The sequence below is a fragment of the Caulobacter sp. GW821-FHT09A05 genome, from assembly GCF_059418465.1.
Genome location: NZ_JBWKPX010000017.1, coordinates 62,745 through 84,600 on the forward strand (window position 1 = coordinate 62,745; position 21,856 = coordinate 84,600).

Consider the following 21,856-nt stretch of genomic DNA (forward strand, 5'->3'; position numbering starts at 1 on the left):
TGGCCGAAACCGCTTAAGACTTCCGCGGACCGCGCCCCAGGCGCGTGTTCCTGCCCCCAAAGTCTGGTTTCATGGCCCGCTACAATCCCAAAGACATCGAGCCGAAGTGGCGCGCCGCCTGGGCGAACGCCAACACCTTCCTGACACCGGTCGCTCCCGACGCGCGTCCGAAGTACTATGTGCTCGAGATGTTCCCCTATCCGTCGGGGCGCATCCACATGGGCCATGTGCGCAACTACGCCATGGGCGACGTGGTGGCCCGGTACAAGCGCGCCCGGGGCTTCAACGTCCTGCACCCGATGGGCTGGGACGCCTTCGGCATGCCGGCCGAGAACGCCGCCATGGAGCGCGGCGTCCACCCCAAGGGCTGGACCTACGACAACATCGCCGCCATGCGCGAGCAGCTGAAGGCCCTGGGCCTGTCGGTCGACTGGTCGCGCGAGTTCGCCACCTGCGACCCGGAATACTATGGCAAGCAGCAGGCCTGGTTCCTGCGCCTGCTGAAGCGCGGCCTGGTCTATCGCAAGGAAGCCTCGGTCAACTGGGATCCGGTCGACATGACCGTCCTGGCCAACGAGCAGGTGATCGACGGCAAGGGCTGGCGCTCGGGCGCGACCGTGGAGAAGCGCAAGCTGACCCAGTGGTTCCTGCGCATCACCGACTACGCCGACGCCCTGATCGACGGGCTGAAGACGCTGGATCGCTGGCCCGAGAAGGTCCGCATCATGCAGGAGAACTGGATCGGCCGGTCCAAGGGCCTGCGGTTCACGTTCAAGTTCGCCAAAGACACTTTTGGGGGTTCGGCCCCGACGGGTCATGAGAACGGCCTGGAGGTCTACACCACCCGCCCCGACACCCTGTTCGGCGCCAGCTTCGTCGGGATCGCCCCCGAGCATCCGCTGGCCGAGCAACTGGCGGCGGCCGATCCGGCCGTGGCCGCCTTCGTTGCCGAATGCCGCAAGGGCGGCACCTCGGAGGCCGACATCGAGGGCGCCGAGAAGCTGGGCCGCGACACCGGCCTGCGCGTCGTCCACCCGCTGGACCCAACCCAGACCCTGCCGGTGTGGATCGCCAACTTCATCCTGATGGACTACGGCACGGGCGCGATCTTCGCCTGCCCGGCCCACGACCAGCGCGACCTGGACTTCGCCCGCAAGTACGACCTGCCGGTCAAGCCGGTGGTCCTGCCGCCGGGCGAAGACGCCGCGACCTTCCAGATCGGCAAGGAGGCCTATGTCAGCCCCGGGGCGATCTTCAATTCTCAATTCCTGAACGGCCTGGACATCGAGGCGGCCAAGACCGAGGCGGTGAACCGCATCGAGGCCATGGACCAGGGCCAGGGCGCGACCGTCTATCGCCTGCGCGACTGGGGCGTCTCGCGCCAGCGCTATTGGGGCTGTCCGATCCCGGTCATCCACTGCCCGGCCTGCGGCCCGGTCGGGGTGCCGGAAGACCAGCTGCCCGTGGTGCTGCCCGACGACGTCGCCTTCGACAAGCCAGGCAACCCGCTGCTGCGCCACCCGACCTGGCGTCACACCACCTGCCCCAGCTGCGGCGGCAAGGCGGAACGCGAGACCGACACGCTGGACACCTTCGTCGACAGCAGCTGGTACTTCGCCCGCTTCACCGATCCGACCGCCGCCGAGCCGATCAGCAAGGTCGCGGCCGATCACTGGATGCCGGTCGACCAGTATATCGGCGGCGTCGAGCACGCGGTGCTGCACCTGCTGTACGCCCGCTTCATCACTCGCGCCCTGAAGGACGAGGGCCTGGTCTCGGTGGAAGAGCCGTTCGCCGGCCTGTTCACCCAGGGCATGGTCACCCACGAGGCCTACAAGAACGCGGCCGGCGAATGGGTCGAGCCTTCCGACGTCCGCATCACGGTCGAGGGCAATACCCGCACCGCCGCCCACGCCACGACCGGCGAGCCGATCACCATCGGCGACATCGAGAAGATGTCGAAGTCCAAGAAGAACGTCGTCGCCCCCGAGGATATCTTCGAGGCCTATGGCGTCGACGCCGCGCGCCTGTTCGTGATGAGCGACAGCCCGCCCGAGCGCGACGTGCAGTGGACCAACAGCGGCGTGGAGGGCTCCTGGCGCTTCACCCACCGCGTCTGGAACGAGTTCGAGAGCCAGCCGGCCGGCGACTTCGCCCACGACGAGGCCGACGCGGCGGCCGTGGCCCTGCGCAAGGGGGCCCACCGCCTGATCGGCTTCGTCACCGACTCGATCGAGGGTTTCCGCTTCAACAGCGGCGTGGCGCGCCTGTACGAGTTCCTGAACATGCTGAAGGCCGCGCCGGCCGAGGGCGCGTCCCAGGGCGTCCTGGCGGCCCGCGCCGAGGCGCTGGAGATCCTGGCCCGACTGATCTCCCCCTTCACCCCCCACCTGGCCGAGGAGGCCTGGGCGCAGCTGGGCAAGGGCGGCATGGTGGTCGACGCGCCCTGGCCCAAGGCCGACCCAGCGCTGGCGGCCGACGACGAGCGCGTGCTGCCGATCCAGATCAACGGCAAGCGCCGGGGCGAGATCAAGGTCAAGGCCGGCACGGCCGAGGCCGAGGTCGAGAAAATCGCTCTGGCGGACGCCGCCGTCATGGCCCACCTTGAGGGCCTGACCGTTCGCAAGGTGATCGTGGTGAAAGACCGTATCGTCAACATCGTGGCCGGCTGATCCATGAAGCGCTTTCCGCTCTCCAAGACCCTTCCCGCCGCCCTCCTGGCCGTGACGGCCCTCGCCCTGTCGTCCTGCGGCTTCACGCCCCTCTACGGCCCCCAATCGGTCACCAAGGGGCTCAGCACCATCGAGGTGATCGCGGCCGACGGGCGCGCCGGCTACCTGCTGCGCGAGAAGCTCGACGACGCCTTCGCGCGCAACGTCAACCTGCTGCCGTCGCATCGCCTGGTCTACACGATCGAGGAAAGACGCTATGCGCGCGGCGTCCGCGTCGACAACGTCGCCAACCGCTACGAACTGAACCTGACGGCCAAGTGGCGGCTTCTGGACGTCAAGACCGGGCAGCAGGTTCGGTCGGGCACGACGAGCGCGGCGGTGACCTACGATTCGGCCGACCAGCCCTACGCCTCGATCGCCGCCCAGCAGGACAGCCAGGAACGCGCCGCCACCGAACTGGCCCGCCGGATCCAGATGGACCTGGCCACCTGGCTGGCGGGCAAGGCCAAGGCTTAAGGTCCCGACATGATCCTGTCGAAACGGCCGGACGTCGAACGCTTCCTGCGGGATCCGGCCGCCGACGTTCGCGCCGTGGTGATCTATGGCCGCGACCGCGGCGTGGTGCGCGACCGCGCCGACCAGCTGGCCAAGCGGTTGTTCGAGCGCCCGGACGATCCGTTCGACACCGCCCAGCTGACCGAAAGCGACCTGGACAGCCAGGCCGGCAAGCTCGAGGACGAACTGTCGGCCCTGTCGATGATGGGCGGCCGGCGCCTGGTGCGCCTGCGCCTGACCGGCGAGAAGGGCGGCCCCGACAAGCAGGCCGCCGAGGCCTTGGTTCGTCACGTCGAGGGCCAGCTGAACCCGGACGCCTTCTTCCTGGTCGAGGCCGGCGCCCTGGGTCGGGACTCCGCCCTGCGCAAGGCGGCCGAGAAGGTCAGCGGCGCGGCGGTGATCCCCTGCTACGAGGACGAGGCCGGCGACCTGGCGCGCCTGGCGCGGGAAACCCTGGCCAAGGACAAGGTCAGCCTGAACGGCGAAGCGCTGGACCTGTTCGTTTCGCGCCTGCCCAAGGAGCGCGGCGTGGCCCGCGCCGAGATCGAGCGCTTGGCCCTCTATCTCGGTCCCGGCAGCGGCGTCGTGGCCACACCGGCCGACCTGACGGACTTCCTGGGGGTCGAGCCCGAGGCGTCTCTGGGCGATGCCGCCATCGACGCCTTCGGCGGCCGTGTCGGCCCCGCCCAGGCGGGGTTGCGGCGCGCCGCCGCCGAGGGCGAAGGCGGACCCGCCGCCGTGCGGGCCATGGGCTACCATCTGGGCCGCCTGCGCCGCACCCTGACGCTGCACAAGAACGGCGTCGACCTGGCGGCGGCGGCCAAGGCCTCCGGCGTGTTCTGGAAGAGCGAGCGCGAATTCCTGCGCCAGGCCCGGGCCTGGACCCTGGACCAGTTGCTACTGGTCCAGGCCGAGGTGCTGGCGGCCGACAAGGCGTGCAAGACCTCGGGCTCGCCCGACCAGCTGATCTCCGAACGCCTAGCCCTGCAGATCGCCGGCAAGGCGCGGCGGCTGGGACTGTAGCGCCGGCCAAGCTTTGGAATCCCTGGCCGTCGTCTATCTTGAGCGTTGGTGACCCAAGGCGAGCCGTCATGGACCTCGATGTGCCCTATGCGGAGAAGGAGCAGGCCGAGGCCCTCGGCGCGCGCTGGGAGCCTTCGCGTCGCTGCTGGTATGTGCCGGACGGCGTGGATCTTCTTCCCTTCCGGCGCTGGTTTCCCAAGCAAGACCCGGGCGTTCCCGGACTGAACCTCCGGTCCCTGGAAACCTACGTGGTCACCGCGCCTCGGCGGTGCTGGCGTTGCGACCAGACCACCATCGTCGCCGGCTTCCTGATGGCGCCGGGCTTCGAGGATTTCAGCGTCTGGGAGGATGACCTCGACGGCGAAGGCCGGTGGGGCGGCGGCGAAGGCTGGTGCTTCGCCTTCCACATCGACGCCCTGCCCTCGCCGATCGCGGCCCAGGCGATCATGCGGGCCCCGCGCTATCGGCGCGCCTTCAGCCAGACGACCCGGAGCGCCTACTGGGCGAACCATTGCTCGGAATGCAGCGCGCTGCAGGGCGACTTTCATCTCTTCGAGGCGTTGGGCGGACCCTTCTTCCCGCGCGGGGAGCACGACCTCGCCGGTAAACGGGCGTTTCGGGTGAAGGGCGTCTTCGAGGCCGCCGGATCGTTCGGCCACGCCATCGAGGCCGCCACCGCGATCCCGGGCGTCAGGGCCGGATCGACCGCCAACCCGCCGACGGCGGAAGCCCGGCCGCCGATGTCCGGGACAATCGGCCGGTCGATCCTGGGCAGGGTCCGACAATGGCTGGGCAAGGCCTTGAGCCACTAGCCGACGCGGCCGTCACCCGCGAGTCGGGCATTCTGTCAAAGCCGTTAGGCTTCAGTTCGGAAATTTCCTGTGGAAGCCCGGTTCGCCAGGGCCGTTGGAATTCGAACTGAAAAGCGGTATTTTCGGATAAATATCAATATCTTGATCCAAAATTGCCCACTGCCGGCCGCGCCCTGTCGAGAATTCGGCGGACAGGACCACGGCCAAGCCGTCTTCCGTGCGTCACAGACGACCCTGTCCGAAGCCTCACGCCCCTCGGGTCAGGCGGTTGCAGAGGTCGTCCAGCTGCTCGAGCGTGGCGTAGCGGATGGTCAGGGCGCCGGCGCCGCCGCGGTCGTCGATCTCGACATCCAGGCCGAGCAAGGACGACAGATCGGCTTCCAGCGACTGGGTGTCGGTATCCTTCGACTTCGGCGGGCGGCCGCCGCTCGACTTGGTCCGCACCTCGCCCGCGGCGTTCGGGGTACGGCGGGCCAGGGCCTCCGTGTCGCGGACCGACAGGCCCTTGGCGATGACCTCCCGCGCCAGGATCGCGGGATCGGCCGCCGTGGCGATCGCCCGGGCATGGCCGGCCGTCATCTCGCCCGAGGTCACATAGCCCTGCACCGAGTCCGGCAGCGACAGCAGGCGCAGAGTATTGGCCACGTGGCTGCGGCTCTTGCCCACGGTCTGGGCGATCAGTTCCTGGGTCTGGCCGAACTTCTCGATCAGCACCTTGTAGCTCAGCGCTTCCTCGATCGCGTTCAGGTCGGCGCGCTGGACGTTCTCGATGATGCCGATTTCTAGGACGGCCAGATCGTCCAGCTCGCGGACCATGATCGGCAGGGTCTTCAGGCCGGCGCGCTGGGCCGCCCGCCAGCGACGCTCACCGGCGACGATCTGGTACTCGCCCGAGGCACCCGGCGCCGGTCGCACCAGGATCGGCTGCAGGACGCCCTTCTGGCGGATCGAGTCCGAAAGTTCTACCAGGTCTTCCTCCCGGAAGGTCCGGCGGGGCTGGTCGGGATTACGGCGGATCAGCTCGATCGGGGCTTCGCGCGAGCCGCCGCTGGGGTCGCCCGGCGCCTGGGCGGGGGCGGACTCGACCTCGCCTAGCAGGGCGGAAAGGCCGCGACCCAACCCACGACGACCTTCAGACATCCCCGGCTCTCCCACCACGACCGACTCCTTCACGCGCTCGATACTCAATTTCGACAAAGACTTGGATGGTTATCCTCAGGTGGGCTTCACGCCGCCTGGGCCTGGCGGCTGCGCTCGCGGCTGATCACTTCGCGCGCCAGCCGCAGATAGGCCTGGCTGCCGGCGCATTTGAGATCATAGAGCAGCACGGGCTTACCGAAGGACGGCGCCTCCGAGACCCGGACGTTGCGGGGTATGACCGCGTCATACACCTTGTCGCCGAAGTGCTCCCGGACATCCCGCGCCACCTGGTCCGACAGGCTGTTGCGGCGATCGTACATGGTCAGAACCACGCCCTGGATCTCCAGCTTGGGATTGAGGCTGCCGCGCACCCGCTCGATGGTCCGCATTAGCTGGGTCAGGCCCTCCAGGGCGAAGAACTCGCACTGCAGCGGCACGAACACCGCATCGGCGGCGGTCATGGCGTTGACGGTCAGCACGTTTAGCGACGGCGGGCAGTCGATCAGGACATAGGTGTAGGGGCCGTTGGCGCGCAGCGGCTCCAGGGCGTCGCGCAGGCGATAGGAACGCCGCGCCTGCTGCCCCAGCTCGATCTCCACGCCCGACAGGTCGGCGTCGGCCGGGATCACATCCAGGCCCGGCAGCTCGGTCCTGACCGCAGCGTCGACCACCGGGGCCTCGCCCATCAGGACGTCGTAGAGCGTGGTCCGCCGCTGCAGGCGGGTGATGCCCAGGCCCGTCGAGCAGTTGCCCTGCGGATCGGCGTCGATCAGCAGCACGCGCTCGCCGCAGGCCGCCAGGGCCGTGCCCAGATTGATCGCCGTCGTGGTCTTACCGACCCCGCCCTTCTGGTTGGCGATGGCGAGAACGCGCAGCGGTTGGTCAGACTTTGCGGACACTCTTAAGCCCCTTCACTTGCACGATCTGGCCTCGCGGGTCGCTCCGGGATGGCCGCTGGTCGGACTCGAATTTCCAATATGTGGCGGCTTCCGCCAACTCGGACGCGACATCTTGTCCCTTCAGGAACCAGGCGGTCGCGCCGCGCTTCAGGTAGGGCTGGGCATAGCCCAGCAGTCTGACCATCGGCGCGCAGGCCCGTGCCGTCACGACGTCGACCTTCAGGTCCAGGTCCTCGGCGCGGGCGTTGTGGATCTCGACGGGAAGGGCCAGCTCATCGGCCACGACCCGAAGGAAGCGGCAGCGTTTGGCCATGCTTTCGACCAGGTGGACCTTGGCCCCTGGCGTGTCCTTCAGCAGGATCGCCAGCACCACGCCCGGCAGGCCGGCCCCGGCCCCAAGGTCGGCCCAGGTCCTGGCTTCGGGCGCGAGTTGCAGCAATTGGGCGCTGTCCCAGGCGTGGCGGTTCCAATAGGTGGCGATCGTCGCCGGGCCCACCAGGTTCATCACCGCGTTCCATTCGGCCAGCAAGACCTGAAACCGCGCCAGGTCGGCCAGCTGCGCGTCCGAACAGCCCGTCAGCCGCTGGAAGGCGGCGGCGTCGACCGGGTCGAGTTCCTCGACGACCAAGGGCGCGGCGCTCGCGGACATCAGGCCGCCTTCGAGCGACGAACGTGGGCCAGCAGCGCCGTCAGGGCGCCGGGCGTCACGCCCTCGATCCGGGCCGCCTGGCCCAGGGTCAGCGGCTTCACCCGCGCCAGCTTCTCGCGCACCTCGTTCGACAGGCTGCCGACCAGGCCGTAGTCCAGGTCGGCCGGCAGTCGCAGGTCCTCTTCCTTGCGGAAGGCTTCGGCGTCATTGCGCTGACGATCGAGATAGCCGGCATAGGCGGCCTCGATCTCGATCTGCTCCCGGGCCATGGGGCTCCACGTGGAAATCTCCGGCCATACCGAAGTCAGGCCGTCCAGGGTGACGTCCGGCAGGGCCAGCATGGCCAGGACGTCGCGGCGCTGGCCGTCATGATTGACCTTGAAGCCGGCGCGATTGGCCTCGGCCGGCGTCAGGGTCACCGAGCGGGCGAAGGCGCGAACGGTCTCCAGCTCGGCCTTCTTGCCGGCCCAGGCCTTGGCCCGAACCGGACCCACCACGCCCAGGGCCAGGCCCTTATCGGTCAGGCGCTGGTCGGCGTTGTCGGCCCGCAGGATCAGGCGGAACTCGGCTCGGCTGGTGAACATCCGATAGGGCTCGGTGACGCCCCGGGTGACCAGGTCGTCGATCATCACCCCGATATAGGCCTCGTCGCGGGCGAATACGGCGGGGTCCCTACCCTGCACGGCCAGGGCCGCGTTGAGCCCGGCCATCAGGCCTTGGGCGCCGGCCTCCTCATAGCCCGTCGTGCCGTTGATCTGGCCGGCCAGGTAGAGCCCGGGCAGACGCTTGGTCTCCAGCGTCGGGTAGAGCTCGCGCGGGTCGACATAGTCATACTCGATCGCATAGCCGTACCGGATGACCTCGACAGCCTCCAGGCCCGGCATGGTGCGCAGGAACAGCAGCTGGGTCTCGGCCGAGACCGAGGTCGAGACGCCATTCGGATAGACCGTGTGATCGTCCAGCCCTTCCGGCTCCAGGAACACCTGGTGGCTGGTCTTGTCGGCGAAGCGGACGACCTTGTCCTCGATCGACGGGCAGTAGCGCGGGCCGATCCCCGTGGCGCGGCCACCATAGACCGCCGACTCGCCCAGGCGTTCGGCGATGATCCGGTGGGTCTCGGCCGTGGTGTAGGTGATGCCGCACTGGATCTGCGGCACCTCCACGTGCGACGTCAGGAACGAAAAGGGCTCGGGTTGCGCGTCGGCGGCCTGCATCTCCAGGCGATCCCAGGCGATGGTCCTGCCGTCCAGGCGCGCCGGGGTGCCGGTCTTCAGGCGCCCCATGTCGAAGCCCAGGGCGTACAGCCGGTCCGACAGGCCGATCGACGGCGCGTCGCCGACCCGGCCGGCCGGAATGCGGGTCTCGCCCTGGTGGATCACGCCCTTCAGGAAGGTGCCGGTGGTCAAGACCACACGTGCGGCCCGATAGACGGCGCCCTCCCCGTCGAGCACACCCGCCACGACGCCGTCCTCGACGATCAGGTCTTCCGCCGCGGCGGCGACCACATCGAGGTTCGGATAGGCGAACAGCTCGGCCTGCATGGCTTGGCGATAGAGTTTGCGGTCGATCTGCGAGCGTGGGCCGCGCACGGCGGGGCCCTTGGAGCGGTTCAGCAGGCGATACTGGATGCCGGCCTTGTCGCCAATCCGGCCCATCAGGCCGTCCAGGGCGTCGATCTCACGGACCAGATGGCCCTTGCCCAGGCCGCCGATGGCAGGATTGCACGACATCTCGCCGACCGTTTCGCGCTTGTGGGTCAGCAACAGGGTGCGCGCGCCCGTACGGGCCGACGCGGCGGCGGCCTCGCAGCCGGCGTGACCGCCGCCGATGACAATGACATCCCAGGTGTTGGACAAGACGCGCCTCAATGCGAACGCCCCCGTCGCGGCGGGGGCGTATTCAGCCTTATACGTGGAACTCCCCGGATCGGCGAGTCACTCGCGGGTGTTTCACGTGAAACAGCCCCGAGACATCTGTGATCAGCCTGTGGACGATTCAAGCCGATGTTTCACGTGGAACATCATTTGCCGATGCAGAAGCTTGAAAACACGCGATCCAGCACATCTTCGGGATCGATCCGCCCGGTGATCCTCGACAAGGCGCGCGCCGCCAACCGGACATCCTCCGCCGCCAACTCGACCTCCAGGCCGACGTCGGACAGCGCGCGCCGCAGATAGGCTTGCGCTTCCGTCAGACTCTCGGCGTGTCGAATGCGGGTCGCGGCCGGAAACTCCGCGCCGGACAAGGCGTCCACCACGTGGGACGTCAAGGCCGCCCTCGCCCGCTCAGCGCCCGCCGGTTTGCGAGCCGCCAGTTCGATCGTCTTCAGGCCTTGCGGCGCGAAAGCCGTCCGCAGGTCTTCCAGCCGAACGGCGTTCACCAGGTCGATCTTGTTGATCACCGCCCAGTCGCCAGGCTGGATGGCGTCTTCCTCGGCCTGTTTCACGTGGAACATCGCCGCGTCGATCACCCAGAGCCGCAGGTCCGCTTCACGCGCCCAGGCCCGGGCCCGGCGCACTCCTTCGGCCTCGATGGCGTCCTCGGTGTCCCGCAGTCCGGCGGTGTCGGCGAGCAGGACCTTGTAGCCGCCGAGGGTCAGGGGAACCTCGATGATGTCGCGCGTGGTGCCCGGCGTGGAGGTGACGATCGCCGCGTCGCGCTCGACCAGGGCGTTCAGAAGCGTGCTCTTGCCGGCGTTCGGCGCCCCCACCAGGGCGATCCGGAAACCGTCCCGCACCCGACGTCCCCGGGAGGAATCGACCAGCGCCGCGGCGATCTCGGCTTCCAGGGCCTGTAGCCCCGGCCGGGCGCGGGCCGCCACATCCTCCGGGAGTTCCTCGTCCGGGAAATCGACCGCCGCCTCCAGCATGGCCAGGGCCTGGACCAGCCATTCGCGCCAGGCGTCGTAGCGCCGGCTCAGCGCCCCGCCCAGCTGGCCGAGCGCCTGGCGGCGCTGGGCCTCGGTCTCGGCGTCGATCAGGTCGGCCACGCCTTCGGCCTGGGTCAGGTCCAACTTGCCGTTCTCGAAGGCGCGTCGCGTGAACTCACCGGGTTCGGCCAGGCGCAGGCCTTCTAACGCCAGGGCGTCCAGAACCGCCCCGACCACGGCCCTACCGCCATGCACGTGAAACTCCGCCGCGTTCTCCCCGGTATAGCTGGCCGGACCCGGGAACCAGAGCACCAGAGCGTCGTCGAGGGCCACCCCCGCGTGGGCCAGGCGACGCAGCGCCGCGCGTCGCGGCTTGGGCAGATCGCCGGCCAGGGCCCGCACAGCGTCGGCCGCGCGGGGTCCCGAGACCCGCACCACCGCGACCGCCGCCGTGCCCGCCCCCGTGGCCGGGGCGTAGATCGTGTCGTTCATTCGGCCTTGCCGCCCATGCCCCCGACCGCGGCCCCGGCCGCCGCCGTCATCAGCTTGCGGAACTGGTCCTGAGCTCCAGCTCCGAACGCCATCCAGTTCTTCATCAGCTCCTCGGGCGCGAGCATGGCCATGTTGGAGGTCATGCGCTCCTGCATCTCCTTGACCAGATGGTCGTTCAGGGCGCTCACATCCGGCAGGCCCAGGAAGGCCCGGGCTTCCACCGGCGTGCAGTCAATCTCAATGGTCATCTTCATGATCTGGGGTTCCCTGCCACGGGGGCACGATATTGTTATGCCCTGACCGCGTCGGCGCACGTTAGAGCGCTTCGGTCGAAAGTCCCATCGACACCGAACGATCCCTGCAGCGATACGGAGAGCCCCATGTCCGAGACCCTCTCGATCACCACCGCCAACGGCGCCTTCTCCGCCTATGTAGCCCGTCCCGCCTCGACCCCCGCGCCCGCCGTCGTCGTCATCCAGGAGATCTTCGGCGTCAACAAGGTGATGCGCGACATCTGCGACGACCTGGCCGCCCAGGGTTTCGTCGCCGTCTGTCCCGACCTGTTCTGGCGTATCGAGCCGGGGATCGACATCACCGACCAGAGCGAGGCCGAGTGGAAGAAGGCCTTCGAACTCTACAACGCCTTCGACGTCGACGCGGGGGTTTCGGACATCGCCGCGACCATCACGACTGTCCGCGCCCTCCCCGGTGTCAACGGCAAGGTCGGGGCGGTCGGCTATTGCCTGGGCGGCCTGCTGGCCTTCCTGACGGCGACCCGCACCGACGCCGACGCCAGCGTCTCCTATTACGGCGTTGGAACCGAAAAGCACGTCGCCGAGGCCGAGAAGCTGGCCCGGCCCCTGCTGATGCACATCGCCGAGGAGGACCAGTTCGTCCCGAAGGAAGCCCAGAAGGTGATCCTCGACGCCTTGAAGGATCACCCGCAGATCGAGATCCATACCTATCCGGGACGCGACCATGCCTTCGCCCGGGTGGGCGGCGCGCACTATGACGCGGCGGACGCCGGTAAGGCCAACGCCCGCAGCCTGGCCTTCTTCAAGTCCAACCTGGGCTGACCGTCATGCTGGCCATACAAGCCGTCCGCGCCGGCGGCCCCGAGGTCCTCGAGGCCGTCGACCTGCCCGTCCCCGCGCCGGGTCCCGGGCAGATCCTGGTCCGTCACCAGGCCGTGGGCCTGAACTTCATCGACACCTATCACCGCAGCGGCCTCTATCCGCTGAAAATGCCGGCCGTCCTGGGGCTGGAGGCCGCGGGCGTCGTCGAGGCGCTGGGCGAAGGCGTCACCCGGTTCAAGGCCGGGGACCGCGTCGCCTATAACGGCACGCTCGGGGCCTACGCCCAGGCGGCCGTCGTCCCGGCCGACCGCGCCGTGAAAGTTCCTGACGCGGTCAGCCTCGAGACCGCCGCGGCGGTGCTGCTCAAGGGCATGACCGCCGAATTCCTGGTCCGTCGCTGTCACGAGGTCCAGCCCGGTCAGACCGTGCTGATCCACGCAGCCGCCGGCGGCGTCGGCTCGATCCTGGTGCAGTGGGTCAAGGCGTTGGGCGCGACCGTGATCGCCACCGTCGGTTCGGAGGCCAAGGCCGCCCTCGCCCGCGATCACGGCGCCGACCATGTCGTCCTCTATGGCGAGGCGGACGTCGCCGCGCGGGTGTCGGAGATCACCGACGGCCAAGGCGTGGCCGTGGTCTATGATGGCGTCGGCAAGGACACCTTCGAGGCCAGCTTCAAGAGCCTGGGCCGGCGCGGCACGCTGGTGACGTTCGGCAACGCCTCGGGCCCGGCCCCGGCGATCGCCCCGCTGGAGCTGGGGACCAAGTCGCTGTTCCTGACCCGGCCGCGATTGTTCGACTACATCGCCACCACCGCCGAGCTGGACGAGAGCGCGGCGGCGCTGTTCGCTGTGCTGGAGTCCGGAGCGGTGAAGATCGAGGTGGGACAGACCTTCCCGCTGTCCGAGGCCCGGGCGGCCCACGAAGCGCTGGAGGGTCGACGGACGACGGGGGCGACCCTGTTGATCCCGTAGAGCTGATACCCGGCCTTTAAGATCGACACGCCGCGAGGCCCCCTCCGGCCCTCTGGGCCACCTCCCCCGGAGAGGGAGGATCGCCGTGATAGATGCTCCCCCTCTGGGGGAGCTGTCGCGGAGCGACTGAGGGGGTCTTCCCCCTGGTCGGGACCAGGCCGCCGGTATGAGTCCTCGAGCCCCCGTCCGCCTTGCCAACACTTCTCGGGAGAGGATCGCAAAAAGGGCGGCCGGTTCGCACCGGCCGCCCTTCGTGTTTCACGTGAAACACCAAGCTTAAGTGTTCATCGACTGGAAGAAATCGCCGTTGGTCTTCGACTGGCGCATCTTCTCGAGCAGGAACTCGATGGCGTCCGAAGCGCCCATCGGGTTGAGAATGCGGCGCAGGACGTAGGTCTTCTGCAGCTGGTCGCGCGGGGTGATCAACTCTTCCTTGCGGGTGCCGGACTTCAGCACGTCGATGGCCGGGAAGATGCGCTTGTCGGCGACCTTGCGGTCCAGGACGATTTCCGAGTTACCGGTGCCCTTGAACTCTTCGAAGATCACTTCGTCCATGCGGCTGCCGGTGTCGATCAGGGCGGTGGCGATAATCGACAGCGAGCCGCCCTCCTCCACATTGCGCGCCGCGCCGAAGAAGCGCTTGGGGCGTTGCAGGGCGTTGGCGTCGACGCCGCCGGTCAGAACCTTGCCCGACGACGGCACCGTGGTGTTGTAGGCGCGGCCGAGGCGGGTCACCGAGTCCAGCAGGATGACGACGTCGCGCTTGTGCTCGACCAGGCGCTTGGCCTTCTCGATGACCATCTCGGCCACCTGCACGTGACGGGTCGCCGGCTCGTCGAAGGTCGAGGCGATGACCTCGCCCTTCACCGTGCGCTGCATGTCGGTAACTTCTTCCGGGCGCTCGTCGATCAGCAGGACGATCAGGTAGCACTCGGGGTGGTTGGTCTCGATCGACTTGGCGATGTTCTGCAGCATCACCGTCTTGCCGACGCGCGGCGGGGCGACGATCAGGCAGCGCTGACCCTTGCCCAGCGGGGCGACGATGTCGATGACCCGGCCCGAACGATCCTTGATGGTCGGGTCGGGCAGTTCCATGTGCAGGCGCTCTTCGGGATAGAGCGGCGTCAGGTTGTCGAAGTGGACCTTGTGCTTGACGTTGTCCGGGCTCTCGAAATTGATCTTCGAGACGCCGGTCAGGGCGAAATAGCGTTCGCCTTCGCGCGGCGAGCGGATGGCGCCCTCGATGGTGTCGCCGGTGCGCAGGCCGAACTTGCGGATCTGCGAGGGCGACACGTAAATATCGTCCGGACCCGGAAGATAGTTGGCTTCCGGCGAGCGCAGGAAGCCGAAGCCGTCCTGCACCACTTCCATGGTGCCCGAGCCCGAGATCTCCACGCCTTCCTCGGCGAGGGTCTTCAGGATCGCGAACATCATGTCCTGCTTGCGCATGGAGTTGGCGTTCTCGACCTCGAAGGTCTCGGCGAAGGCCAGCAGGTCGGCCGGGGATTTCTCCTTCAGCTCCTGCAGGGACATGGTCTTCAGGCCCATGGCCGCCACGGCGGCGCTGATCTCGGAGTCGTCGTCGTTGTCGTCGCCGTTGGCGGACGGGGCTTCGGCGGCCGGCTCGACCGTCGTGTCGACGACGGGTTCCAGCTCGAGGCCCGGTTGGTTTTCGGTTTGGTCGGTCATGATGACACTCAACGTCGCACGGCCCGCGAAGCTGCGAGCCGGGCCTTGGTTCTAGAACGGACTCGTCGCGGTGAGACGGCGAGCGGGTCGCGCCATGACGACGGCGCGTATCGATCGGGGGACAGACCTTCGAAGCCAAAGCTCCGGGGGCGCGTCAGGACGAGCGCCAGTCCGTAAGAGGCGGGAACAGGCCGCGAGGCGACCTGTCTCCCGGATGGGAACCACAAGCGGCCTCGCCGGTCAAGCGAAGCCCGCCTTATCGCCTGCCAGCCTCAGTGACCCAGGAACTTGGTCGTCACCGACAGCACGATGACGATCGCCGCCAGGAAGGGCAGCTCGTTGGTCATCCGCCAGAACTTCTCCGACCGGGTGTTGGTCCCGGCGGCGAACTGGCGACGGGCCTTGGAGACGAACCCGTGCCAGGCGAACAGGAAGACCAGGGCCGCGATCTTGGTCAGGGCCCAGGGCTTCAGGTAGAAGTCGGGACCCAGGCGCTGGGTGTCGATCATCGCCAGCAGCAGGCCCATCAGCAGGGCCAGGATCATCGCCGGGTTGATGATGATCCGCAGGGTCCGCAGCTCGGCCAGCTTGAACACCGCGTCCATGTCCGAACCGGGCTCGGTCTTCATGTGATAGACGAACAGGCGCGGCAGGATCAGCATGCCGGCGATCCAGGCCATGACGAAGATGATGTGCAGGCCGCGGATCAGGTCGAAGTGACCGGCCAGGACGTCCATCATGCGCAAGCTCCCCGCGGGTTCGGACATTGGGTGCGATCAGCGCCACAGCGCCAAGCGCAGGTCGTGATGACCCGGTCCGGCGCCCCGAGGACCGCCTGGACGGCGCGGCCCAGGCCACGAACGAAATCGGGGGCGACGCCCAGGGCCGGGACACGGACATAGGCCGGACCCCCCGCCTTGATCGCCACCTCGCGATACTCGTGGTCCAGCTCGACCAGGGTCTCGATGTGCTCGGAGACGAAGGCGATCGGGGTGACCACCAGCGCCAGGCCCTGCTGGCTGGCGGTTCGAATCTCGTCCTCGGTCGACGGGCCGATCCACTTCATCGGCCCGACCCGGCTCTGGTAGGTCACCCGCCAATCCCAGCCCTCGCCCAGCCGGGCCGCCACCGCCGCGGCCGTGGCCTCGACCTGCTGTTGGTAGGGATCGCCGGTCAGGATCACCTTCTCAGGCAGGCCATGGGCCGAGAACAGCAGCCGCGCCGGACCCGGGCGTCCGGCCTTGTCGTAGGCGGCCTTGATCAGCTCGGCATGGGCCTGGACCAGGTCCTCGTCCACCGGATAGCAGCAGACCGTCGAGACCCGGCCAGGGCCCTTGCGATAGGCCCGCGCCCAGGCCTTTAGCGATGACCCCGTCGTGGTCGAGGAATATTGCGGATAGAGCGGCAGCAGCACCACCTCGTCCGGTGCGAAGGCCTTCACCGCCTTGGCGGTGTCGTCGGTCAGCGGCGTCCAGTAGCGCATGGCGATGAAGCAGCGCGCGTCCGCGTCGGGAAACCGCGCGGCGAGATCCGCTTCCAGCGCCCTCGCCTGCTTCTCGGTCTCCGGCAACAGAGGCGAGCCGCCGCCCATCAGGGCGTAGTTCTGCCTGGCCAGCTTGGCGCGCGTCCCGGCGATCAGGGCCGCGATCGGATAGCGCAGCGGGGCGGGCAGCCCGATGATCGCCTTGTCGCGGAACAGGTTGAACAGGAACGGCCGCACCGCGTCCGGCCCGTCGGGCCCGCCCAGATTGAACAGGACGACGGCGATCTTGCGCCCATTCCCGCGCTTGGCGGTCACTTGCCGGTGACCCGGGCCAGCACCGCCTCGACATGGGCGATGGGCGTGTCGGGTAGGATGCCGTGACCCAGGTTGAAGATGTAGGGACCCTGTCCCCACTGTTCCAGCAGCTGATCGACCCGCGCCAGCAGGGCGTCGCCGCCGGCCCGCAGCAGCAGCGGGTCCAGAGCCCCCTGGATGGCCTTGGTCTTCTGGATCGCCTGGCCCAGGGCCGCCGAGGCCTGGGTGTCCAGCGCCACGCCCTGGACCGGCGCGGTCCTGGCATAGGCCTCGACCAGGGTTCCGGCCCCGCGCGGGAAGCCGATCACCGGCGTGGTCACGCCCCGGGCTCGCAGGCCCTCGACAATGGCCGTGTGCGGCTTCGTCACCAGCCGGTCGAACAGCGGTTCGGACAGGCCCTCGGCCCAGCTCTCGAACAGCTTCAGCACCTGGGCGCCCGAGGCGGCCTGCATGGCCAGGTAGTCGATGGTCGCGTCGACCAGCACCTGGATCAGGGCGTCGAGCTGCTCGGCGTTCTGGTAGGCGAAGGTCCGCGCGCCGGAACGATCGCTGGATCCGCCCTCGATCATGTAGGTCGCCACGGTCCAGGGGGCGCCGGCGAAACCGATCAGGGTCCGCTCGGGCTCCAGCGCCGAGCGCACCCGGCTCAGGGTCTCGCCCACCGCGCCCAGCGCCTGGCCGGCCTGGCCCGTCAGCGCGCGCATCGACTCGATGGACGGCAGTTCCCCCAGCTTCGGCCCCTCGCCCGCCTCGAACCACACCTTCTGACCCAGGGCCTGGGGGATCAGCAGGATGTCGGCGAAGACGATGGCGGCGTCGTAGGGAAACCGCCGCATCGGCTGCAGGGTCACCTCGGCGGCCTTCTCCGGGTTCAGGCAGAAATCGATGAAGGTCGGTTCGGTGGCCCGAACGGCCCGGTACTCCGGCAGGTACCGCCCGGCCTGACGCATGAACCAGACGGGCGGGCGTTCGGTCCTTGCGCCGTCCAGGACGGAAAGGAGCTTGGGCTGGACGGAGGGCTTCGAGGGCGAGGTCATGTCAGGCTTAAATCCCGTCAGGCCCTTGGGCTCAAGCCCGTATCTCCCCGGAGGCCTTCTTCCCTTCTTCCTTCATTCTTTAAGAAGATTTTAAGGAAGATTGTAGGAGATGGTGAGCAAGTGCCTAACGGGGAAAACCCGTTCGCGACGCTGCCTGTCACCCGCCCGTCACAAAACCATCCAGGCTCGGCCCACATGTGGGCGCGGGGCTGTGAACTTTGGGGACAGTCCGCTAGTGCTTCGAAATTACTAATGAAACGTTAATATGGTGAACAGCGCTGTAACCATGAGCGTCCGCTCATCCCCGCTTTGGGGGAATCGGATTCGCACGGGCTGTGAAGACGAACCGAGACTGGGGATTGTCCGCGATCAACGCGACCGTTTAACACAGGGTCAGTTCGACGCACCGTAACGAGCCGGGATTCACCCCCGCTCATCCCCAGGGGCCAGGCCAGTGGTTAAGCAACCGTTAACGGATGATCCACAGGAAGCTGGGGCTCCCGAGAGCGAAAGGACCGCGCCGCGGTTCGCGACCTATTTCCATATCCACCTGGTGTCGGACTCGACGGGCGAGACCCTGAACGCCATGGCCCGGGCCGTCTGCGCCCGGTTCACCGACATCCTGCCGATCGAGCACATCTACGCCCTGGTGCGCTCCACCCGCCAGCTCGACCGGGCCCTGGAGGAGATCGCCGGGGCGCCCGGCGTGGTCATGCACACGATCATCGACGCCAACCTGCGCGCGGCGCTGGAGGAAGGCTGCCGGCGGCTGGAGATGCCGTGCATCGCCGCTCTCGACCCGGTGGTCAGCGCCATGTCGCGCTATCTGGGCGCGCGGATCTCCACCCGGGTCGGCGCCCAGCACGCGCTGAACAACGACTATTTCGACCGGATCGAGGCCCTGGACTACGCCATCGCCCACGACGACGGCCAGGGCGGCCAGGACCTGACCCAGGCCGACGTGATCCTGGTGGGAGTGTCGCGCACGTCCAAGACCCCGACCTGCATCTACCTGGCCCACCGCGGCGTGCGGGCCGCCAATGTGCCGCTGGTGCCGGGCCGCCCGCCGCCCGACGAGCTGTTCACCCTGAAGAGCACCCTGATCGTCGGCCTGATGACCTCGCCCGAGCGGCTGATCCAGATCCGCCGCAACCGCCTGTTGTCGCTGAAGGAGAACCGCGAGAGCGACTACATCGACACCGACGCCGTCCGGCAGGAGATCATCGCCGCCCGCCGGCTGTTCGAGCGCCAGGGCTGGCCGATCATCGACGTCACCCGGCGGTCGGTCGAGGAGACCGCGGCGGCGATCATCAACCTGCTGTCGGGCGGCCGCGGCCAGGTCGAGGTGCTGGGATGACCGGCTCACCGCGCACCCCCGTCACCCTGGCGTCCAGGAGCGCCGCCCGCCAGGCGATCCTGCGCAACGCCGGCGTCGCCTTCGAGGCGGTGAGTTCGAGCGTCGACGAGGACGCCGCCAAGGCGGGCCTGCTGGCCGAGGGCGCCTCGCCGCGGGAAGTGGCCGACGCCCTGGCCGAGCTGAAGGCGTTCAAGGTCTCGACCAAGCGCCCCGGCCTGGTGATCGGCTCTGACCAGACGCTCGAACTGGACGGCGCCCTGTTCGACAAGGTCGACACCGTCGAGGCGGCCCGCGAACGGCTCGTCGCGCTGCGCGGCAAGGTCCACAAGCTGCACTCGGCCGTGGTCGTGGCCCGCGACGGCCGGCCGATCTGGCGGGTCGTGGAGACCACCAAGCTCTCGGTCCGCAACTTCAGCGACGCCTGGCTGGACGGCTATCTGCAACGCAACGCCCCCGACATCCTGTCCTCGGTCGGCTGCTACTTCCTCGAGGGCGAGGGGGTGCAGATGTTCGACCGCATCGACGGCGACTATTTCGCCATCCTGGGCCTGCCGGTCGTGGGCCTGTTCGATTTCCTTCGCCTGCATGGAGCCCTCGAGGCATGAGCGCGGCTTCTGGCAAGATTACGGGCGCGGCCGTCATCGCCGGGGTCTGCGGGCGCCCGATCCGCCATTCGATGAGCCCGGTGATCCACAACGCCTGGATCGCCGCCGCCGGCCTGGACGCCGCGTACGTCCCCTTCGCCCCGGCCGAGAATGGCTTCGAGACCTTCGTCGAAGGCCTGCGCGGCGGCGCGATCCGAGGGCTCAACGTCACCATCCCGTTCAAGGAACAGGCCCTGGCCTGCGCCGACCGCCGCAGCGACCTGGCCAGGCTGGCCGGCGCGGCCAACCTGCTGGTGTTCGAGCCCGACGGGACGGTCGTCGCCGACAACACCGATGGCCCCGGCCTGATCGGGGCCATCGCCGCCCAGGCGCCGGGTTTCGACCTGGCCGCCTCGCCGGTGGTGATCCTGGGCGCGGGCGGCGCGGCCCGGGGGGCCGCGGCCGCCCTGGCCCTGGCCGGCGCGCCCGGGGTCAGCATCGTCAACCGCACCGTCGCCCGGGCCGAGGCCCTCGCCGCCTCCATCGGCCTTGGCGTCGCCGCCGCGTCGGAGGACCAGCTCGACGCCCTGCTCTCCCGGGCCGGCCTGGTAATCAACGCCACCTCCCTGGGCCTGGGCGGCGGGACCGGTCCGGCGGCGCGCCTGGAGCTGACCCCCGCCGACGCCGTGGTCGTCGACATGGTGTACAAGCCGCTGCGCACCGAGTTCCTGCGCCGCGCCGAGGCGGCCGGTCGCCGGACCGTGGACGGGCTGGAGATGCTGCTGCGCCAGGCGGTCCCCAGTTTCGAGGCCTTCTTCGGCGTCGCCCCGCCGGCCGGGGTCGACGTCCGGGCCCTGGCCCTGGCGCAACTGGGCGAGGCGGCCGGATGATCGTCCTGGGCCTGACCGGTTCCATCGGCATGGGCAAGTCGACGACCGCCCGGATGTTCGTCGACGAGGGCGTGCCGGTCTATGACTCCGACGCGGCCGTGCACGCGCTCTACGCCAGCGGCGGGGCGGCGGTCGCGCCGGTCGAGGCCGCCTTTCCGGGCGTGGTGGTCGACGGGGCCATCGACCGCGCCCGGCTCAGCGCCGCGGTGATGGGCGATTCCGAGGCCCTGGCGGCGCTGGAGTCGATCGTCCACCCACTGGTCGGCGCCCACCGGATCGGCTTCTTCGAGGACGCGAAGGCCCGGGGCGCCGACATCGTCGTGCTCGACGTCCCCCTGCTCTACGAGACCGGCGGCGACCGGAAGGTCGACAAGGTGGTGGTGGTTTCCGCGCCCGCCGATGTTCAGCGCCAGCGGGTCCTGGCCCGGCCGGGCATGGATCCGGCCAAGTTCGAGGCCATCCTGGCCCGTCAGACGCCGGACGCCGAAAAGCGGGCCCGGGCCGATTTCGTCATCGACACCGGCCGGGGCCTGGACGCCGCCCGCGACCAGGTCCGCGACATCCTGACTCGCCTCGGATCGCCGGCCGCGCTTGAAGGCCGGGACGAACAAGCCCATTAGAATCCGATGGCGCGGGAAATCATCCTCGATACCGAAACCACCGGCTTCGACTCCAAGACCGGCGACCGCCTGGTCGAAATCGGCTGCATCGAGGTGGTCGACTACATGCCCACGGGCCGGTCGTTCCACGAATATTGCGATCCCCTGCGCGACATGCCGGCCGAGGCGGAGAAGGTGCACGGCCTGTCGTCGGCCTTCCTGACCGGCAAGCCCAAGTTCCACGAAATCGCCGACCGCTTCCTGGAGTTCGTCGGCGACAGCCCGGTGATCGCCCACAACGCCGCGTTCGACCGGCAGTTCGTCAATTTCGAGCTGGAGAAGTGCGGCCGCGCGCCGGTGCCCGAGAGCCGCTGGGTCGACACCCTGGCCATGGCCAAGAAGCGCTTCCCGGGCATGTACAACTCGCTCGACGCGCTGTGCAAACGCTTCAAGATCAGCCTCGACAGCCGCGACAAGCACGGCGCCCTGATCGACGCCCACCTGCTGGCCGAGGTCTATCTCGAGCTGCAGGGCGGCAAGGAGCGGGCGCTGGAGCTGACCCAGGTGGTCGCCGCCACCGCCGTTTCGGCCGCCCGCGCCGGGTCGTACGGCGCCCGGCCCCGGCCGCTGGCCCCGCGCTCGACCGAGGAAGAGCGCGAGATCCACGCCGCGTTCGTGCGCAAGAACCTCAAGGACAAGGCCGTCTGGATCCAGTTCGGCGTTGGGGTGGTGGTCGAGGCCTGA

At 68.7% G+C, this 21,856-nt stretch carries 22 protein-coding genes; 11 read left to right on the plus strand and 11 right to left on the minus strand.

Going from position 1 to position 21,856, the window contains the following annotated elements; genetic code table 11:
- Positions 1–71: 71 nt before the first annotated feature.
- The 4 genes from leuS to AC07NX_RS16780 all read left to right on the plus strand — a co-directional run bounded on the left by leuS (position 72) and on the right by AC07NX_RS16780 (position 5,062).
- Positions 72–2,672 (plus strand): leucine--tRNA ligase, encoded by a 2,601-nt coding sequence (gene leuS / locus AC07NX_RS16765; protein WP_494643310.1) that lies wholly within the window; start codon positions 72–74, stop codon positions 2,670–2,672.
- A gap of 3 nt (positions 2,673–2,675) precedes the next feature.
- Positions 2,676–3,188, plus strand: coding sequence for an LPS assembly lipoprotein LptE (gene lptE, locus AC07NX_RS16770; RefSeq protein ID WP_494643311.1), 513 nt, complete (start codon positions 2,676–2,678; stop codon positions 3,186–3,188).
- A 9-nt stretch (positions 3,189–3,197) separates the two neighbouring features.
- Complete coding sequence (gene holA / locus AC07NX_RS16775; RefSeq protein ID WP_494643313.1) at positions 3,198–4,250, plus strand: DNA polymerase III subunit delta; 1,053 nt, start codon at positions 3,198–3,200, stop codon at positions 4,248–4,250.
- A 68-nt stretch (positions 4,251–4,318) separates the two neighbouring features.
- The gene (locus AC07NX_RS16780; RefSeq protein ID WP_494643314.1) at positions 4,319–5,062 is read left to right on the plus strand and encodes a DUF5710 domain-containing protein; all 744 of its coding nucleotides are present in this window, start codon (positions 4,319–4,321) and stop codon (positions 5,060–5,062) included.
- Between the two features lie 51 nt (positions 5,063–5,113).
- Here AC07NX_RS16780 and AC07NX_RS16785 read toward each other — a convergent pair whose 3' ends face one another.
- The 7 genes from AC07NX_RS16785 to AC07NX_RS16815 form a co-directional block, all read right to left on the minus strand.
- Positions 5,114–5,269, minus strand: a complete 156-nt coding sequence (locus AC07NX_RS16785) for a hypothetical protein (protein WP_494643315.1) — start codon at positions 5,267–5,269, stop codon at positions 5,114–5,116.
- Between the two features lie 39 nt (positions 5,270–5,308).
- Positions 5,309–6,202, minus strand: a complete 894-nt coding sequence (locus AC07NX_RS16790) for a ParB/RepB/Spo0J family partition protein (protein WP_494643316.1) — start codon at positions 6,200–6,202, stop codon at positions 5,309–5,311.
- 86 nt (positions 6,203–6,288) lie between these two features.
- On the minus strand, positions 6,289–7,101 hold the full coding sequence (locus AC07NX_RS16795) for a ParA family protein (RefSeq protein WP_019848768.1): 813 nt from the start codon (positions 7,099–7,101) through the stop codon (positions 6,289–6,291).
- Positions 7,085–7,750 (minus strand): 16S rRNA (guanine(527)-N(7))-methyltransferase RsmG, encoded by a 666-nt coding sequence (gene rsmG, locus AC07NX_RS16800; protein ID WP_494643317.1) that lies wholly within the window; start codon positions 7,748–7,750, stop codon positions 7,085–7,087. The genes AC07NX_RS16795 and rsmG overlap by 17 nt, the downstream gene beginning before the upstream one ends.
- On the minus strand, positions 7,750–9,606 hold the full coding sequence (mnmG, locus tag AC07NX_RS16805; protein WP_494643319.1) for a tRNA uridine-5-carboxymethylaminomethyl(34) synthesis enzyme MnmG: 1,857 nt from the start codon (positions 9,604–9,606) through the stop codon (positions 7,750–7,752). The genes rsmG and mnmG overlap by 1 nt, the downstream gene beginning before the upstream one ends.
- A gap of 164 nt (positions 9,607–9,770) precedes the next feature.
- Positions 9,771–11,111 (minus strand): tRNA uridine-5-carboxymethylaminomethyl(34) synthesis GTPase MnmE, encoded by a 1,341-nt coding sequence (mnmE, locus tag AC07NX_RS16810; protein ID WP_494643320.1) that lies wholly within the window; start codon positions 11,109–11,111, stop codon positions 9,771–9,773.
- Positions 11,108–11,365, minus strand: a complete 258-nt coding sequence (locus AC07NX_RS16815; protein WP_019848772.1) for a DUF6489 family protein — start codon at positions 11,363–11,365, stop codon at positions 11,108–11,110. The genes mnmE and AC07NX_RS16815 overlap by 4 nt, the downstream gene beginning before the upstream one ends.
- A gap of 126 nt (positions 11,366–11,491) precedes the next feature.
- Here AC07NX_RS16815 and AC07NX_RS16820 point away from each other — a divergent pair, with 126 nt between their 5' ends.
- Together AC07NX_RS16820 and AC07NX_RS16825 are read left to right on the plus strand one after the other, a co-directional pair.
- Entirely contained in the window at positions 11,492–12,187 is a 696-nt protein-coding gene (locus AC07NX_RS16820) for a dienelactone hydrolase family protein (RefSeq protein ID WP_494643321.1), read from the plus strand.
- A gap of 5 nt (positions 12,188–12,192) precedes the next feature.
- Positions 12,193–13,158 (plus strand): quinone oxidoreductase family protein, encoded by a 966-nt coding sequence (locus tag AC07NX_RS16825; RefSeq protein ID WP_494643322.1) that lies wholly within the window; start codon positions 12,193–12,195, stop codon positions 13,156–13,158.
- Between the two features lie 276 nt (positions 13,159–13,434).
- On the opposite strand, the gene rho is transcribed toward AC07NX_RS16825, so the two are convergent.
- The 4 genes from rho to hemE all read right to left on the minus strand — a co-directional run bounded on the left by rho (position 13,435) and on the right by hemE (position 17,682).
- Positions 13,435–14,847: a transcription termination factor Rho gene (gene rho / locus AC07NX_RS16830; RefSeq protein ID WP_035081093.1), complete on the minus strand. Its 1,413-nt coding sequence runs from the start codon at positions 14,845–14,847 to the stop codon at positions 13,435–13,437.
- Positions 14,848–15,119: 272 nt separating this feature from the next.
- Entirely contained in the window at positions 15,120–15,587 is a 468-nt protein-coding gene (locus tag AC07NX_RS16835; protein WP_035081091.1) for a CopD family protein, read from the minus strand.
- Complete coding sequence (gene hemH / locus AC07NX_RS16840; RefSeq protein WP_494643324.1) at positions 15,584–16,645, minus strand: ferrochelatase; 1,062 nt, start codon at positions 16,643–16,645, stop codon at positions 15,584–15,586. The genes AC07NX_RS16835 and hemH overlap by 4 nt, the downstream gene beginning before the upstream one ends.
- Positions 16,642–17,682 (minus strand): uroporphyrinogen decarboxylase, encoded by a 1,041-nt coding sequence (hemE, locus tag AC07NX_RS16845; RefSeq protein ID WP_494643326.1) that lies wholly within the window; start codon positions 17,680–17,682, stop codon positions 16,642–16,644. Before hemE ends, hemH begins: the two co-directional genes overlap by 4 nt.
- A 454-nt stretch (positions 17,683–18,136) precedes the next feature.
- Here hemE and AC07NX_RS16850 point away from each other — a divergent pair, with 454 nt between their 5' ends.
- Genes AC07NX_RS16850 through dnaQ form a run of 5 tightly spaced genes read left to right on the plus strand, consistent with a single transcriptional unit; the run spans position 18,137 to position 21,856 of the window.
- The gene (locus AC07NX_RS16850; protein ID WP_494643327.1) at positions 18,137–19,039 is read left to right on the plus strand and encodes a pyruvate, water dikinase regulatory protein; all 903 of its coding nucleotides are present in this window, start codon (positions 18,137–18,139) and stop codon (positions 19,037–19,039) included.
- Entirely contained in the window at positions 19,036–19,644 is a 609-nt protein-coding gene (locus AC07NX_RS16855; protein WP_494643328.1) for a Maf family protein, read from the plus strand. Before AC07NX_RS16850 ends, AC07NX_RS16855 begins: the two co-directional genes overlap by 4 nt.
- On the plus strand, positions 19,641–20,513 hold the full coding sequence (gene aroE, locus AC07NX_RS16860) for a shikimate dehydrogenase (RefSeq protein ID WP_494643330.1): 873 nt from the start codon (positions 19,641–19,643) through the stop codon (positions 20,511–20,513). The genes AC07NX_RS16855 and aroE overlap by 4 nt, the downstream gene beginning before the upstream one ends.
- Entirely contained in the window at positions 20,510–21,133 is a 624-nt protein-coding gene (coaE, locus tag AC07NX_RS16865; protein ID WP_494643332.1) for a dephospho-CoA kinase, read from the plus strand. The genes aroE and coaE overlap by 4 nt, the downstream gene beginning before the upstream one ends.
- 6 nt (positions 21,134–21,139) lie before the next feature.
- Positions 21,140–21,856: a DNA polymerase III subunit epsilon gene (gene dnaQ, locus AC07NX_RS16870; protein ID WP_494643334.1), complete on the plus strand. Its 717-nt coding sequence runs from the start codon at positions 21,140–21,142 to the stop codon at positions 21,854–21,856.

Excerpts from the sequence above, each read along its gene's own strand:
- leuS (WP_494643310.1), top strand. The coding sequence starts at position 72 with ATGGCCCGCTACAATCCCAAAGACATCGAGCCGAAGTGGCGCGCCGCC.
- lptE (WP_494643311.1), top strand. The coding sequence starts at position 2,676 with ATGAAGCGCTTTCCGCTCTCCAAGACCCTTCCCGCCGCCCTCCTGGCC.
- holA (WP_494643313.1), top strand. The coding sequence starts at position 3,198 with ATGATCCTGTCGAAACGGCCGGACGTCGAACGCTTCCTGCGGGATCCG.
- AC07NX_RS16780 (WP_494643314.1), top strand. The coding sequence starts at position 4,319 with ATGGACCTCGATGTGCCCTATGCGGAGAAGGAGCAGGCCGAGGCCCTC.
- AC07NX_RS16790 (WP_494643316.1), bottom strand. The coding sequence starts at position 6,202 with ATGTCTGAAGGTCGTCGTGGGTTGGGTCGCGGCCTTTCCGCCCTGCTA.
- rsmG (WP_494643317.1), bottom strand. The coding sequence starts at position 7,750 with ATGTCCGCGAGCGCCGCGCCCTTGGTCGTCGAGGAACTCGACCCGGTC.
- mnmE (WP_494643320.1), bottom strand. The coding sequence starts at position 11,111 with ATGAACGACACGATCTACGCCCCGGCCACGGGGGCGGGCACGGCGGCG.
- AC07NX_RS16815 (WP_019848772.1), bottom strand. The coding sequence starts at position 11,365 with ATGAAGATGACCATTGAGATTGACTGCACGCCGGTGGAAGCCCGGGCC.
- AC07NX_RS16820 (WP_494643321.1), top strand. The coding sequence starts at position 11,492 with ATGTCCGAGACCCTCTCGATCACCACCGCCAACGGCGCCTTCTCCGCC.
- AC07NX_RS16825 (WP_494643322.1), top strand. The coding sequence starts at position 12,193 with ATGCTGGCCATACAAGCCGTCCGCGCCGGCGGCCCCGAGGTCCTCGAG.
- rho (WP_035081093.1), bottom strand. The coding sequence starts at position 14,847 with ATGACCGACCAAACCGAAAACCAACCGGGCCTCGAGCTGGAACCCGTC.
- AC07NX_RS16835 (WP_035081091.1), bottom strand. The coding sequence starts at position 15,587 with ATGATGGACGTCCTGGCCGGTCACTTCGACCTGATCCGCGGCCTGCAC.
- hemE (WP_494643326.1), bottom strand. The coding sequence starts at position 17,682 with ATGACCTCGCCCTCGAAGCCCTCCGTCCAGCCCAAGCTCCTTTCCGTC.
- AC07NX_RS16855 (WP_494643328.1), top strand. The coding sequence starts at position 19,036 with ATGACCGGCTCACCGCGCACCCCCGTCACCCTGGCGTCCAGGAGCGCC.
- aroE (WP_494643330.1), top strand. The coding sequence starts at position 19,641 with ATGAGCGCGGCTTCTGGCAAGATTACGGGCGCGGCCGTCATCGCCGGG.
- coaE (WP_494643332.1), top strand. The coding sequence starts at position 20,510 with ATGATCGTCCTGGGCCTGACCGGTTCCATCGGCATGGGCAAGTCGACG.
- dnaQ (WP_494643334.1), top strand. The coding sequence starts at position 21,140 with ATGGCGCGGGAAATCATCCTCGATACCGAAACCACCGGCTTCGACTCC.